General features: G+C 37.8%; 14 protein-coding genes, 2 tRNA genes and 1 pseudogene. 7 read left to right on the top strand and 10 right to left on the bottom strand.

The annotated features are described in order from the left end of the window. Positions 1–5: 5 nt before the first annotated feature. From pgl to BMY14_RS08470, 5 genes are all read right to left on the bottom strand, one after another. Positions 6–725: a 6-phosphogluconolactonase gene (gene pgl / locus BMY14_RS08490; RefSeq protein ID WP_091830854.1), complete on the bottom strand. Its 720-nt coding sequence runs from the start codon at positions 723–725 to the stop codon at positions 6–8. Then, on the bottom strand, positions 718–2244 hold the full coding sequence (zwf, locus tag BMY14_RS08485) for a glucose-6-phosphate dehydrogenase (protein WP_091830852.1): 1527 nt from the start codon (positions 2242–2244) through the stop codon (positions 718–720). Before zwf ends, pgl begins: the two co-directional genes overlap by 8 nt. A 123-nt stretch (positions 2245–2367) precedes the next feature. Continuing rightward, positions 2368–4185, bottom strand: coding sequence for a diguanylate cyclase (locus BMY14_RS08480; RefSeq protein ID WP_091830850.1), 1818 nt, complete (start codon positions 4183–4185; stop codon positions 2368–2370). 264 nt (positions 4186–4449) lie between these two features. Next, positions 4450–4538: transfer RNA gene (locus BMY14_RS08475), tRNA-Ser, on the bottom strand. A gap of 30 nt (positions 4539–4568) precedes the next feature. Further along, positions 4569–4657 (bottom strand) — tRNA-Ser (locus BMY14_RS08470). A gap of 422 nt (positions 4658–5079) precedes the next feature. On the opposite strand from BMY14_RS08470, the gene BMY14_RS08465 reads away from it, so the two are divergent. The 3 genes from BMY14_RS08465 to BMY14_RS08455 are packed head-to-tail and all read left to right on the top strand — an operon-like array spanning position 5080 to position 6508. Further along, positions 5080–6036 (top strand): magnesium transporter CorA family protein, encoded by a 957-nt coding sequence (locus tag BMY14_RS08465; protein WP_019552912.1) that lies wholly within the window; start codon positions 5080–5082, stop codon positions 6034–6036. Positions 6037–6052: 16 nt separating this feature from the next. Next, complete coding sequence (locus BMY14_RS08460) at positions 6053–6283, top strand: hypothetical protein (protein WP_019552913.1); 231 nt, start codon at positions 6053–6055, stop codon at positions 6281–6283. 33 nt (positions 6284–6316) lie between these two features. Further along, positions 6317–6508: a type II toxin-antitoxin system Phd/YefM family antitoxin gene (locus BMY14_RS08455; RefSeq protein ID WP_091830848.1), complete on the top strand. Its 192-nt coding sequence runs from the start codon at positions 6317–6319 to the stop codon at positions 6506–6508. Positions 6509–6552: 44 nt separating this feature from the next. Here BMY14_RS08455 and BMY14_RS08450 read toward each other — a convergent pair whose 3' ends face one another. The 4 genes and pseudogenes from BMY14_RS08450 to BMY14_RS08435 all read right to left on the bottom strand — a co-directional run bounded on the left by BMY14_RS08450 (position 6553) and on the right by BMY14_RS08435 (position 10768). Next, on the bottom strand, positions 6553–6951 hold the full coding sequence (locus BMY14_RS08450; protein ID WP_019552915.1) for a secondary thiamine-phosphate synthase enzyme YjbQ: 399 nt from the start codon (positions 6949–6951) through the stop codon (positions 6553–6555). A 32-nt stretch (positions 6952–6983) separates the two neighbouring features. Next, entirely contained in the window at positions 6984–8147 is a 1164-nt protein-coding gene (locus BMY14_RS08445) for an FtsW/RodA/SpoVE family cell cycle protein (RefSeq protein WP_091830847.1), read from the bottom strand. A 44-nt stretch (positions 8148–8191) separates the two neighbouring features. After that, positions 8192–8839: a tRNA (guanosine(46)-N7)-methyltransferase TrmB gene (gene trmB / locus BMY14_RS08440; RefSeq protein WP_019552917.1), complete on the bottom strand. Its 648-nt coding sequence runs from the start codon at positions 8837–8839 to the stop codon at positions 8192–8194. Between the two features lie 19 nt (positions 8840–8858). Beyond that, a pseudogene (locus BMY14_RS08435) lies at positions 8859–10768 on the bottom strand (sigma 54-interacting transcriptional regulator). A 375-nt stretch (positions 10769–11143) separates the two neighbouring features. On the opposite strand from BMY14_RS08435, the gene BMY14_RS08430 reads away from it, so the two are divergent. The 4 genes from BMY14_RS08430 to BMY14_RS20330 all read left to right on the top strand — a co-directional run bounded on the left by BMY14_RS08430 (position 11144) and on the right by BMY14_RS20330 (position 13403). Then, positions 11144–11323 (top strand): DeoR family transcriptional regulator, encoded by a 180-nt coding sequence (locus BMY14_RS08430; protein WP_019552919.1) that lies wholly within the window; start codon positions 11144–11146, stop codon positions 11321–11323. Between the two features lie 14 nt (positions 11324–11337). Then, positions 11338–12090, top strand: coding sequence for a DeoR/GlpR family DNA-binding transcription regulator (locus tag BMY14_RS08425; RefSeq protein ID WP_019552920.1), 753 nt, complete (start codon positions 11338–11340; stop codon positions 12088–12090). A 29-nt stretch (positions 12091–12119) separates the two neighbouring features. Continuing rightward, positions 12120–12926, top strand: coding sequence for a Cof-type HAD-IIB family hydrolase (locus tag BMY14_RS08420; protein ID WP_091830845.1), 807 nt, complete (start codon positions 12120–12122; stop codon positions 12924–12926). Positions 12927–13121: 195 nt separating this feature from the next. Further along, on the top strand, positions 13122–13403 hold the full coding sequence (locus tag BMY14_RS20330; protein WP_143063151.1) for a hypothetical protein: 282 nt from the start codon (positions 13122–13124) through the stop codon (positions 13401–13403). A gap of 98 nt (positions 13404–13501) precedes the next feature. Here the strand turns inward: BMY14_RS20330 and rbr are convergent, their stop codons facing one another. Next, a complete protein-coding gene (gene rbr, locus BMY14_RS08415) occupies positions 13502–14035 on the bottom strand; it encodes a rubrerythrin (protein ID WP_019552923.1) in 534 nt (177 codons plus the stop codon). Positions 14036–14140 lie beyond the last annotated feature (105 nt).

Below are 14140 nucleotides of genomic sequence, written 5' to 3'. Positions count from 1 at the left end.
AAACTTCAAGAAATAAGCTGAGCTGCTGCTTGATCAAGCAGCCAAATCAACCGGCCTGTGAGCGGTTGAATACGCTGAGCTGGATAAATCAATTCTGTCGAAACAGGTTTTAAAATCTGTTTTACCATTTCTGCCTTTTCTTTTCCGGTTACCATAAAACAGACAAGACCCGCCCGGTTTAAAACAGGAAAAGTCAATGTAATTCGTTCCGGCCCCGGCACTTTTGTTTTAGACGGACAAACCCAGCGTGTCTCTTCATTTAAGGCATTTGATCCAGGAAATAGAGAGGCTGTATGTCCATCCGGACCCAAGCCTAGTAAAATAAGATCAATTTGCGGCCATGAATCCATGAAAAATTGTTTAAGAACTGCTTCATATTTTTCTGCTGATTCTATAGGAGTTTCCGCAAACGGAATTGGGAAAATATTTTCTTCGGGAATTGGCACATAACGCAATAAACTTTCCCGTGCCATTTTTTGATTGCTCTGGGCATCATCCGCAGGAACAAAACGTTCATCGCCCCAAAAGACAAAAATTCGCTGCCAATCTAATTTTTCATGCCACTCTTTTTTCGCAATCTCTTCAAATAATCGGCGCGGCGTGGAACCGCCAGAAAGAGCCACCGAAAAACGACCTCTTGCCACAATCGCTTTTTGCGCTTCTTCCACAAATAAATTTGCTCCAGCCACACATAATTCATTCATATTTTGATAAATTTTATTCAACAGAACAACCTCCCCGTTTCGGTTCAAAAGAAATTGGTAAAAGCCAGGTACGTCTATCCTGTGCAACTAAACTTTCCGCTTCAGGCGGCCCCCATTGCCCTGCTTGATAATTTGGAAAATTAAGTTCTGTATTTTCGCTCCACACCTCTAAAATTGGATCGATTACACTCCATGCAGCTTCAACCTGATCCGCTCGCATAAACAGCCCCGGATCATTACGCATGATATCCACCAGCAATGTTTCATACGCATCCGGTGATGCCTGATGAAATACATCTTGATAACAATAACTCATATCAACTGGTTTCAATTTCATCCCCATTCCCGGTTCTTTGGCCTGAGTTCTAAGAACCACCCCTTCATTCGGTTCAATTTGCAGCACCAAACGATTTGGCTGAAAAACCTGCGTATTTAAATGAGCAAACGGATGATGCGGCACTGGTCTAAATTGCAGTGAAATCTCCGAAACACGACCAGGCATACATTTACCAGTCCGCAAATAAAAAGGAACGCCTTGCCAACGCCAGTTATCCACAAATAATTTCAAAGCTGCAAAGGTTTCAGTATTAGAATTAATATCGACATCTTTTTCACAGCGATAGGCTTGCACTGGCTGTCCATCCATCCAGCCTTGTCCATATTGCCCCCGAACGGCAAAAGCCGGAACGTCTGCTTTATTAATAGCTCGAATCGCATGCATGACATCTACTTTTTTGTTGCGAATTTGATCCGCTGTAAATTCCGTAGGTGCTTCCATAGCAATTAAGCACAAAAGCTGCATCAAATGATTTTGTATCATATCCCGCAAAGCACCGGCTGAATCATAATACTGGCCGCGACGACCAATACCAATTTTTTCCGATACGGTAATTTGCACATGATCAATGAAATTTCGATTCCAAACAGGCTCCCACATGGCATTGCCAAAACGGAACGCCAAAATATTCTGCACGGTTTCTTTGCCTAGATAATGATCAATCCGATAAATCTGCTTTTCTTCAAAAACTTGCAGTAATCGTTGATTTAAAGCTTTAGCTGAATGCAAATCATGGCCAAATGGTTTTTCAATGACAATGCGATAGCGGATATCACCCTGAAGTTCCGAAAAGCGTCCTAATTGATCAATAACAATAGTAAATAAATTGGGTGGTGTCGCCAGATAAAAGACAATATTGGGTGGTGTTTCCCATCCAGTATCACCAAGTTTCGTCAAGCGATCATACAACGTTGGTTCATCATAGTTCGACTGTATATAATGAAGATGCTCCGCAAAAGCATCCCATTCCTGTTCCTTGGCAGGTCCCCGCCGAGAATATTGATCAACACCCTGCCGAAAACGCTCGCGAAGCGTTTCCTCAGTCAGAGAACTTCTCGCTACACCAACAATTGCATACTGCTGTGGCAATAAACCATCAAGATGCAAATTATATAAAGCAGGAATTACCTTGCGTGCTGACAAATCACCCGACGCTCCAAATAAAACAATAATGACTGGCTCCATCTGCGAAGATTTATTCATATGAAACTCTCCTTTATTACCTTTGTAAGATAAAAATTTTTGCTAATCGATAATAATTATTATATAGTTTTATTTTAACACTTTGCTAATTTTATGCAAGAGCAACTTTACAAATGCTATATATTAATGCTCTGCCAATTGTTCGAAACAACATACTTGATTCCGTCCATTCTTTTTCCCTTTATACACGGCAATATCTGCATTTTTAATTACTTCATCCAAGCTAAGCCCGTCTTTGTACATAGCAATCCCTAAAGTCATCGTCGCTTTCAACGGTGTTTTTTTACAAACAAATGCATGTTCCTCTATACCACTCCGTAGCAGTTCAGCAATTTCAATCGCCTGTATTAACGTTGTTTTTGGCAAAAATACTAAAAATTCTTCGCCGCCCCAACGAGAAACACAGTCTTGCTTACGAACTACTTGCTGCATAATCATAGCAGTATCTTTTAGAACTAAATCGCCGCAATCATGTCCATATTCATCGTTTATTTTTTTAAAATAATCCAGATCCATCATAACAATGGCAAATCCATCATATTTAGTCCCGAAATTTTCTATTTCCGTTTCAATTTGTTGTATAATAAATTTTCTGTTATACAACCCTGTTAAAAAATCGGTCTGAGCAGAAAGCTCCATCTGTTCTTTCGCTTTTGCGAGTTCTGTATTTCTTCGTTCCAATTCTTGCGTTCGTTCAACAACTTTATTTTCTAAATGATTGATCAGTACTTCTAATTCCTCTGCCATTTTATTAAATGCTGACCCTAACTTACCAACCTCATCTCGTTTGGATATATTGGCTCGCTTTGAAAAATCACCTAACCCATATTCTTCCGTAATAGAAATCAATTCATAAATCGGCCTTAAATATTGATCTATTTTTTTTGTCCAGATCACAATTGCAATGATAATCGTTAAAACAGATAAAAATACCGAAAAAATAATGCTTTGCTTAAGTTCAACAATAGAATGATCTTCTGGCATCGCCATAATAATCAACCAATTTAAACCGTTTTTTTTCAATTCAGATATTTTAATATACCATTGGCCTTTTGTCGTATCTTCCATAAACTCAGGTTTTTCATCCTCATGATAATTTTCCAGCGCTGTGTGAATAATTTTATTTTTAATCTGCATACTGTCGATTCGATCAATCGTCCCTGCCTGATCTACAACAAAATTTGATTCATCTTCGGTGTTGGCAACTAGTTCGCCGGAATTTTTTTCTACGATATAAGCAATCGCATTTTTGTCACGGACTACTTCTTTTAGCTTCTGATTCATTTCTGATAAAAGAATATGAGTTCCCATAACTCCCATTAAGTCGCCCGTTACATTATAAATAGGATATGAAGCTGAAAGTGCCAGATCGTGCATAATAAAATGTTTATACACAGGAGAAAAGATTGGTTTATGTGTTTGTTCGGCAAGTTGATACCAGCTTCTAGTCCGCGGATCAAATGCACCTAATGTCAATCGCAATTCACCTTCACTAAAATCATCATTTGCCGCATAATATTTTGAATGTCCTTGTGTCGTTTTATCGCTTTTCATAAATTCTAACTGATTTTCGTGATTGCGCCTTACACCATAATACTCACCCATGCGAGTCCCATAGCTGAAGCTATATACATTTCGTGGTGCTGTTTGCATAACACTCGAAAAAAAATCTTCTCGATTGTCTGCATTATTTATATCGACAAGACCGCTCTTAATGAACAAACTATTTCTTTCATTCATATCTAAAGGAGTTGTAATGAAATTTTCTATTTCATGTAAAATAGCGGTATTCGCTTCTTCCTGAATTTTCATGACCATATCATCAATCGATAATTTCCAATAATAAAAAGCAATAAAACTCACCACTGCAACCATCATCGTCATGAGAATAATAAATAAATAACGAATTTGATTTTTCATCGATCGTTGATATGTCTCCATGCTTTCACAACTTCCTCCCCAAAGATCCAATAATCTTGTATGTAAGTCAGTTAATAAACCATGTTACTCGTTATTTTACGAAACGCGCCAACTCGTTATTTTTTTAAATCCGTTCATATAGTACTAACAAAGTAAATCTTCTCTATTTAAAAGAAAATACCTCTAAATAAACTCATATGCTTTAGCTGAAAATTTCTATAAAATATAAATTTACATACTAAAAAGGACTTTGGGCAAAACCCAAAGTCCTAGATGTTTAAATTATGGCGGAGTGGGAGAGGTTCGAACTCTCGCACGCTTGCGCGTCTAACGATTTAGCAAACCGTCCTCTTCAGCCACTTGAGTACCACTCCATGATACGAATCATAATATTTATAAAAAAATGGCGGAGAGGGTGGGATTCGAACCCACGGTTCCTTGCGGAATCACTGGTTTTCAAGACCAGCTCCTTAAACCACTCGGACACCTCTCCGTAACGTACTATAACAGTATACCAAATTTTATTTTTATTTGTCAAATTTTTATTTAAAATATTTTTTCAACTTAATTATTTGCCATAAATAACCTATGCCAGCTCAATTAATGCGTCTTATCTCGATTTTTTTACTTATTCCCCTAAATTTATCTTTATTTTTTGTAAAATTTTCATTAAATGACTTGAAATCTAATATTCTAGCAGAAGATATATTGACTAATGCCTGCTCAGGGAGTAATATTTTAATGTAATCTATGAAATATCAAAGGTTGGTGAGAAAAATGGACGCAGACCACCCTAGTTCGCGGTCTAAGTTAAAAACAAAAAAATATCGCCGAATTTCGTCATTTTTCTTGCTATTTTTTGCTTTTTAGCAGAATGATGACTGATTTTCTTTGCGAAGGGAGCAGTTATACACTATGCTAAAAATATATAAATCATTAGAAAGTGGTCCATTGCAGGAACTTAGTTTAAAAACTCTCGAAAAAGGTTCCTGGATCAATATTATCGCCCCAACCCCTTATGAATTAAAAGTCGTAGGAAATTTGACTGAAGTAGAACCTGACTTTTTGAAATCAGCCCTGGATGATGAAGAACGTTCTCATACCGATGTTGAAGATAACTGTGTTATGGTTTTAACAAATGTACCTGTAATGCGTGGACGCGACAGTTATGATACTTTACCATTGGCTATTATTGTCACCACTGATTATGTCATCACCGTATGTTTAGAAGATACGCCTGTTATTTCAGAATTTAATGAAACAACGTCCAGAACCTTCCGTACATACAAAAAATCGCGGTTTTTATTTCAGATTCTCTATAAATCAGCAACTTTTTATTTACGGTATCTACGACAAATGAATAAAATCTCTGATGAAATAGAACAAAAGCTGCGTAATTCTATGAAAAATCGAGAAATACTGCGCTTATTGGAACTGCAAAAAGGATTGACCTATTTTAATGCAGCACTTCGTTCCAATGGGGCCGTACTTGACAAACTTTTACGCTTATGTTCGAATCATAATGTACAAGCTTTTTTAAAAATGTATGAAGAAGATGAGGATCTGTTAGAAGATGTCATTATCGAAAATAAACAGGCTAAAGAAATGGTTGAAATGTATAGTAAAATCCTCTCGCGGCTTGCTGATACATTCTCCTCAATCATCTCCAATAATTTGAATTTGGTTATGAAGTTTTTAGCATCCATGACTATCATGCTGGCAATTCCAACTGTGATTTCAAGTTTTTTTGGCATGAATGTTGATATTCCATTCGCTTCAGCTGGCCCCAACGGATTCCTGTACGTCTCAATTATTGCCATAGTACTGACTTCGCTTTGTGCGTTTGTCTTATGGCGCAAAGATATGTTTTAGAAAATAGGTGATTTTTATGAGTGTTATGGTAGCAGCCGAATTAAAAGTCGGCACTATTTATGGCGATACAATGAACCAAGAATATGTTTATATGCCTGCCAGTGAGATTGGTCTCGCTGAACCGGTCTGCATATTTGAAAAAAGTGCCGTGCGGCAAGATATTAGTCTGACCGAAGCGCTCACGCTTGTTCGTAAGCTCAGCCTCAAACCTGCCTGCCATCCTCGTTTTGGCAGATCATCCTGCTAATATGCCGACACAAAACAAAGGGAGTCGATTGTTATGCTTGCTGTTTCTTCCTCCGAATTTTTAAATGAATTTACGATTTATGCCAATAAAGCGCATGATGAAAAAGAAATTTTTATTATTCAGCGTGCCAATGATAAAAATGCCGTTTTACTCTCACTAGTTGAATATAATGAATTAAAAAAGCAGCTTTTTCTATTGCAAAAAAATAATAATACAACTAAATAAAAGCATAAAAAAACTGGCTCCACTATTAAGAGGAGCCAGTTTTTTTATGCATATTCTAAAATTTTAACGTAAAACTTACGTGACCTTGGACCATCGAATTCACAGAAATAAACACCTTGCCATGTACCAAGAATTAACTTTCCCTGATCTATGATCATTGTGACACTACTGCCAATCGATCCCGCCTTAAGATGGGCGGTTGTATTGCCTTCCGCATGTTTGTACTCCAGGCGGTCTGGATACATCTTGCTCATAGCAAATAACATATCTTCAACTACATCAGGATCAGCATTTTCATTGATTGTAATCCCCGCTGTTGTATGTGGACAAAAAACAATACACATCCCGTCCTGAATACCGCTTTTACGCAGTGCAGTTCGTACTTGACCAGTTATATTAATATAATCTTCCCGCGGTGTCTCCAATTGAAATTCATAAATCATGATCCTTGCCCCTTTCAATCTGATACAATCGTTTATTTCTTCACAAGGCGCAACCGTGTCCGAATCGGCACAGCATCTTCTGTTGTCACCTGTTTAGGATGTTTTGCCGCATATTGTCCAACATTCACCAGTAAGCCGATTCCTACCATATTAATAATTAAGGATGTCCCGCCATAACTGATAAAGGGTAAAGGTACACCAACAACCGGCAAGATCCCGCTTACCATAGCAATATTGGCCACACTTTGTCCAACAATTAGGATCAGCACGCCGCTGACAATCATCTTACCAAACCCATCCTGCACTTGGTTCGCAATTTTCCCGCCGTAAAAAGTCAAAAGGGAAAGTAAAAAAATCAAAAAAATCGCACCCAGATAGCCATTTTCCTGACAGAAAATCGCAAAAGCAAAATCAGTATGTGCTTCTGGTAAATAAGAGTATTTTCCGGTCCCCTCACCTAATCCTACACCGAAAAAGCCGCCTGATCCAATTGCGGACATCGATTGCACTGTTTGATAGCCTTGATTTTGCTGGTAAGGCCAGGGATCAATCCATGCCTTCATGCGTTCAAGTCGATACGGCTGTAAAATCGTCAGACCAATTATAATCAAAACGACCGGCACTATTAAAATACCGAGCCACTTCCATTCCAGCCCTGCTAAAACATGCAATATCAAGGGAATACCAAATACAAGTGCCGCTGTTCCCAAATCTGGCTGTAATTCAATCAATGCTGACAAAACTAGCAGCATAAACATTGGTGTCGTAAATACACGAATTTCCAGTTTTTTATCAATTCGCGGACCTAAATAAGCCGCAGCCATTAAAATAGAAACCAATTTTGCGAGTTCTGATGGTTGAAACTGCATCACTACGAGATTCAACCATCTTTTAGACCCATTCACTTCCACACCAACGATCAACACCAACACTAACGCGATAAGAGTAACCGCAAACAACAACGGAACGCCCCCTCGCCAACGACGGTAATCTACTTTGATTGTAAAAACCAGTGCTGTAATTCCAACTGTCAGACTAATCAAATGCCGTGTCAGAAAATAGTAAGGATTATGAAACTGCGTTCCCGCTAGAACAAAGCTAGCACTAAATACATTGATTGTCCCAATAACAATCAATATGCTCATAATCACTAATACCGCTTCCGTATTGTTCACCCAAAATTTTTGACGTGGCATATATAAGCCTCCAATTTCCATCCACTCTCAGCCTTTAAACTCACTTAAAATGAAACTTCACAACGGTTTATTTTTTCACCGAATCCACTAAATTTACGTTCATATTCAGTCATAATATTATCGGTCATACCACTATTGTGCAAATCAAAAGTCAATGCATCCACTTTTAAATGTGCCAATTCAAATTGTTCTAACGAAAAATCAAATAATGGACGATTATCTGTTTTAAAAAAAAGTTTTCCATGTTCTTTTAACAATTTACGATATTTCGCTAAGAAATCAATATGTGTCAAGCGGCGTTTCGCATGGCGGGATTTTGGCCACGGATCACAAAAGTTCACAAAAAAACGATCAATTTCATTTTCGCCGAAGATTCCTTCAATATTATTAATATCAAAAACAAGCAGTTTGACATTTGTAAGATTCAACTCTTTAACTTTTTTTGCCGCATAATAAAGGACATCCTGCTGCGCTTCAATTCCAATAAAATTAAGTTCTGGATAACGCAGTGCCATCTGGCTGATAAAAGTTCCTTTACCAATGCCAAGTTCCACTTGAATGGGTGCCTGCCTCCCAAACAGATCACACCATTTTCCTTTTTCGGCCTCGCCGATTTTGGCTTCATCAATATAAACAAAATCACTGAAATCCAAAATTGCCTCATCAATCCAAGGCTTTTTCCTTAAACGCAAAATCCTCTATCCCCTTTAATTATGATTTTTCTAATCCATATTTTTTCAGATAACGATACAATGTCACACGACTTACATTCAGCAGATTTGCCAATCGACTTACATTGCCACCAGCAGCCTGCCAAGCTTTCACAAAAACATCGCGATCTTCTTTCCATTTGTTATCCGGTTTGATATCCCCATCAAATTGATATCATCTGGGCAAATCACATCATCTTTCGTATTGAAAAATGCATACTCCAAAACACCCTGCATTTGTTTGATATTACCTGGCCAATCATAATTTTTTAAAACTTCTGCCGTTTCTGGCAAAATTACTTTTTCTTTCATTTGATGCTGCAATGCCAATTCACTAACAATATGTTCCGCCAGCACAGGGATATCTTCACGGCGACTTCTAAGTGCTGGTACACGTATCACACTTTTAGCCACAATTTCATAGAGCGTTTTGTCAAATAATCCACGCTCGGTAAGACGTTTTAAATCGCTGTCACAGGCAGCGATAATGCGCACATCAATCGTGCGTTCTACACGTTCACCAATACGATACATCTGCTGTGAAAGTAATGCCTTGGCTAAAGTAACAGCTAATGGTTTCGGTATTTTTTCAATTTCATCCATAAAGAGCGTTCCACCATTAGCCAGTTCGAGCTTCCCCTGATGGCTGACCTCTGGTGTCAAGGATACACCAAACAATTCTTGTTCTAAAAGTTCCGGCGTTGCATCACCGCACCGAACTGAAATAAGTGGGCCAGCAGCTCGAGCACTGGCTTGATGTATGCCATGCGCCATCCTCTGTTTACCAGTCCCTGACTCACCTTGCAGCAATATATGATTTTTGTTACGTGCTACACGTGCCGCTTTTTCCTTCATCGCGCCAAACAAAGAGCCTTCTCCGACCATAGAACTCAAACTATATTTCGCAGTATAGCCTGCGGCATGTGCTACCAAAGTTCGCAGATCTTCAATTGGCATTGATACCGCGACCACACTGCTCACAGCCTGATCCAGATCGCGTTCAAGCGGCACAACCGTTGTAATATCTTCGTAGGTTTTTGCTTTTGTAATCCAAGTTACTTCTTTATTATAAGATGGTACGCCACTAAAACCTTTATAAATTGGTGTATGTCGATAATTCAGCACTACATCATTTAGATTCATGAACGGACTATCTTTTTTATGTGCACCGATACCCGCCAAGCGGCTTAATCCCAGCTTGTTAGCATAGGCTACATCGCCGCCTGGCATCACATGATACACTGCAAATGGCGTCGAATCCAAAATCGCTTCCTGTGCTTTTAAACGCAGCGACAAGCTAAGATGTGTTTCTAGTGCATGCTTCATCGTCAGCATCAACGAAATCACTGCATCTTGTGGCAAGGTTTCATGTTCAACAGAAACAAGTGTAATAATATATACGAGCTCTCCATTTACAAGAATCGGTGCCGAACAAGCATCTCCCAATTGACATTCTTCTACCCACATTTCCGGTCCAAAAAGCCAAAATGGCATTTTATGTTCATGGGCTATACTAATACTCGATGTGCCAACATCAGCAATCCCGACCTGTACGCCTTCGATTTCTCCTGGTGTTTTTTGATAAAACGGCAGCGAATAACTCTTTAATACATTGCAGTCTGCGTCAATCAAGAGCAGACTCAAATTGTATTTTTGAAAAAACTCTCTAATTTCCTCACTAAATTGACTGAGATAGTCAATTGCATTTTTATGTTTTTTCTGATATTCAGTAAAAACGGCGTTGTCTAAACGATTTTGCGTGGACATTGTTTTTGTTCCCACCTGGTATTGTCTGCTCTTTTGCCAAGATTGAGCAACCCACGGATGAACATTCGGATCAAGAATACCTTCTTCCTGATACTTTTTATAATAGGATTCCAGCTTTGTCCTACTACGTTGTTCTCTAATCATGTATTTTCCTCCTACCAACGTGAAACTATAATTTAATGGAACGATCTATAATACGATTTTCCATCAGCCATCGCTCTTTGAACTTTTTTTACATTGAAAAGCAGCCGAGCTTTACACGAATAAAATGATTTCCAGCTATCTTTTTTCCGCAAATTGTGTTTCACGCATACTTGTGTATATTACATTGTACCAATCATTTATCCCAGTGGCAATTCATTCACGAAAAAAGTTTACAAAAAAACGTGTAAAATCACTTTTTCAGCATTCCAGCAAACACTTTTTTCGAAATAAGCTTATATTTACTTATATATTATTGATTTTAAACTTATAATTGCTTATAATATAAGCATGTTGTAAGCAAGGAGTATGATTCATATGTCGCAAGAGGAACGTTTGTCGATTATTCTTAATTATCTAAAAACACACAAAGAAATGTCAATACAAACAATTTGCCATCAATTATCAATCTCGCGTACAATAGCAAGAAGTGACATTTTGAAACTGTTAGAACAAAAACAAGTCGTCGTAAATAAAAACCATATCCATATATTATAGAAAAGAGGTTTCTTATGCATCAAGAAGAGCGCTTACTCGCCATATTCACCTACCTAAAAGAACATCAGAAGATGTCAATCCATACGATTTGTGATCAACTGCACGTTTCACGCGACACCGCCAGACGTGACATTCTAAAGTTATTAGAACAAGGTACCGTTACACGTACCTATGGCGGTATCAGTCTGCCTGTCTTAAAAAATTCAATAAAAGAATATCGGGAGCGCTTGCAAGAAGGCTCTGCCGAAAAAGAACGGATTGCGCAAAAAGCTTATGAATTTATTCAAAAAAATGGTCATTATTTTTTTGATGTTTCAACTGCTGTCCGTTTCTTAGCGCAAAAAATTGAAAAACCAATTTGGGTACTCACACATTCTCTAGATAATGTGGAAGTATTGTCGGAAAAAGAACACGTTCAAGTTGCCTCTACGGGCGGTTCATTGCAACCCCAAAATCGTTTTTTTTATCATCCGGGCTGTACGGACTATATTGATTCCCTGCATTTTGATGCTGCATTTTTAGGTACAGCAACGATCAATAAACAGGGTTTATACTACACCGATGAAGAAGATGCCTTCATAAAAAAAGCTGTTATCAAAAAATCTGATTGTGTCATCGTTTTAGCCGAAGCTGAAAAATTCAATGCCACAAGTTACCATAAAGCTGCCGGTTGGGAACAAATTGATATTCTTATCACGAACGAGGAACCACCGCTTGATATGAAACGCAACTTTATGCTGCATAAAGTGCAAGTTATCGTGGTCTGATTTATTCAATAATAGAGGAGTTGATTTTTATGTCTGTTTACAAAATGATTTGCCTTGATATCGATGGAACGCTTTTAAATTCAAAGCACAAAATCACACAGCCAGTAAAAGATTCCATTCAAAAAGTCGTCACAGAAAAAAACATTCCCATTATCCTTGTTTCAGCAAGAATGCCAAAAGGAATCATTTTTCTACAAAAGGAACTTGGTATCGCGTTCCCGATTATCAGTTACAGCGGTGCTTTAATTTTAGACAAAAAACAAAATATTCTGCACCAGGAAATACTACCGTCAACTGACGTTCAAAGCATTTATGCTGCGGCAAAAAAGCTGCAAGCTCATCTTAGTATCTATAAAGAAGATACCTGGTATATCGAAAAAAATGACGTCTGGTCAAGGCAGGAAAGCGACATCACCGGAATTCGTCCTGAAATACAGCCTTTCGCTAAGCTCTTAACCCAATGGAATAGCCAAAAAACTGGACCTAATAAACTTTTATGCATGGCTGCCCCCGAAATTATTCAAACTTTAAAAAATTCGCTTGCTGCAAAATCCATAACCAGTTATTGTTCAAAACCAACCTATTTAGAAATAGTCCCCAGCTCTGCCTCAAAAACAAACGCTATAAAATATTTGGCTAATATCGGCTCTATTGCCACAAAAGAAATTATGACCATCGGTGACAATTATAACGATATCGACATGCTGGAATCCGCAGGACTTGGAATTGCAATGGGAAACGCTCCTGATGCTGTCAAAATCCATGCAGCTGCTATAACAGCATCAAATGATAACGATGGAGTCGCCGCCGCAATTGGAAAATATTGTTTACGTTAATTATGTCCATGCTTTATGGTATAATAACGATAGTCTTATTATTAAGATATATACGTTGCATTAAATATTTTATATGACAGCTTAATAGGCTAGATGCAATTTCTTTAATGCAACATATAGATCATTTCGAAGGATTGGTGATTTCCCATATGGCAAGATTATCGAAACGCATTCAACAAAAAATTACAAAACCAGTTGAAACTCCAACAAAAAAAAGGTCGCCCCGGACGCGATTTTTGGCTTATTGCCATCATCTGTTTAAATCTATTTATTTTAGCTTTAGGCTGGTCAGAACTGGATACACCGAGTCTGCTCATGTATGTACTGCTTGCATTATCGCTCATTTCTATCTATGTGCGAAAGCATGTCAATATACCAGAGAAATTTAGTCCATATCTTGATAAAGCAGGGTTAGTCACGATAGGCGCCGCTTGTATCCTATTCGCTTATATCTGTTATGTAAAATTCATTTCGTAAAATGAATTAATTTTTTATCCATGGGTATTCGTTTATTCGTTATATATAATAAAAACGGTAAGATTTCACAAGCGAAATCTTACCATTTTTATTATATATTAATAATTTTTCGCTACAACTTGAAAGAAAGCTTGTGGGTGATCACAAACAGGACAAGTTGCCGGTGCAGTTGTACCTACAGAAACATACCCGCAATTTGCACATTGCCATATGACTTTCTCATCTTTTGTAAAAACTTTGTCTTCTTCAACATTGGTCAGCAAGAGATTGTAGCGTTCATCATGGTCTTTTTCAATTTTAGCTACGGCCTCAAAAAGATAGGCAATTTTGGTAAAACCTTCTTCTTTGGCGATTTTTGCAAAACCAGGATACATAGAAGTCCACTCATAATGTTCACCTGCGGCAGCATCTTTTAGATTTTCAGTTGTCGTTCCAATCCCATGAACTAATTTAAACCAAATTTTTGCATGTTCTTTTTCATTGCCCGCAGTTTCTGTAAAAAGGTTTGAAATTTGAACGAAGCCATCTTGCTTGGCTTTTGCTGCATAATACGTATACTTATTTCTTGCCTGCGATTCGCCTGAAAATGCTTCCAATAAATTTTTTTCTGTTTGTGAACCTTTTAAATCCATTAAAATCTCCCCTTTTTATTTCATTTTATTCTATAACCGCTATGGTCATAGAGTAAACTATACATATAAGAATGATTCAAAAAGAATCATTCTATATATTGATTG

Source organism: Propionispira arboris (assembly GCF_900109225.1).
Classification (GTDB): domain Bacteria; phylum Bacillota; class Negativicutes; order Selenomonadales; family Selenomonadaceae; genus Propionispira; species Propionispira arboris.
This window is presented reverse-complemented; position numbering and strand designations above follow the sequence as displayed.

Coding starts and splice junctions, on each gene's coding strand:
- zwf (WP_091830852.1), bottom strand. CDS start 2,244: ATGAATAAATCTTCGCAGATGGAGCCAGTCATTATTGTTTTATTTGGA.
- BMY14_RS08480 (WP_091830850.1), bottom strand. CDS start 4,185: ATGGAGACATATCAACGATCGATGAAAAATCAAATTCGTTATTTATTT.
- BMY14_RS08465 (WP_019552912.1), top strand. CDS start 5,080: ATGCTAAAAATATATAAATCATTAGAAAGTGGTCCATTGCAGGAACTT.
- BMY14_RS08460 (WP_019552913.1), top strand. CDS start 6,053: ATGAGTGTTATGGTAGCAGCCGAATTAAAAGTCGGCACTATTTATGGC.
- BMY14_RS08455 (WP_091830848.1), top strand. CDS start 6,317: ATGCTTGCTGTTTCTTCCTCCGAATTTTTAAATGAATTTACGATTTAT.
- BMY14_RS08450 (WP_019552915.1), bottom strand. CDS start 6,951: ATGATTTATGAATTTCAATTGGAGACACCGCGGGAAGATTATATTAAT.
- BMY14_RS08445 (WP_091830847.1), bottom strand. CDS start 8,147: ATGCCACGTCAAAAATTTTGGGTGAACAATACGGAAGCGGTATTAGTG.
- BMY14_RS08430 (WP_019552919.1), top strand. CDS start 11,144: ATGTCGCAAGAGGAACGTTTGTCGATTATTCTTAATTATCTAAAAACA.
- BMY14_RS08425 (WP_019552920.1), top strand. CDS start 11,338: ATGCATCAAGAAGAGCGCTTACTCGCCATATTCACCTACCTAAAAGAA.
- BMY14_RS08420 (WP_091830845.1), top strand. CDS start 12,120: ATGTCTGTTTACAAAATGATTTGCCTTGATATCGATGGAACGCTTTTA.
- rbr (WP_019552923.1), bottom strand. CDS start 14,035: ATGGATTTAAAAGGTTCACAAACAGAAAAAAATTTATTGGAAGCATTT.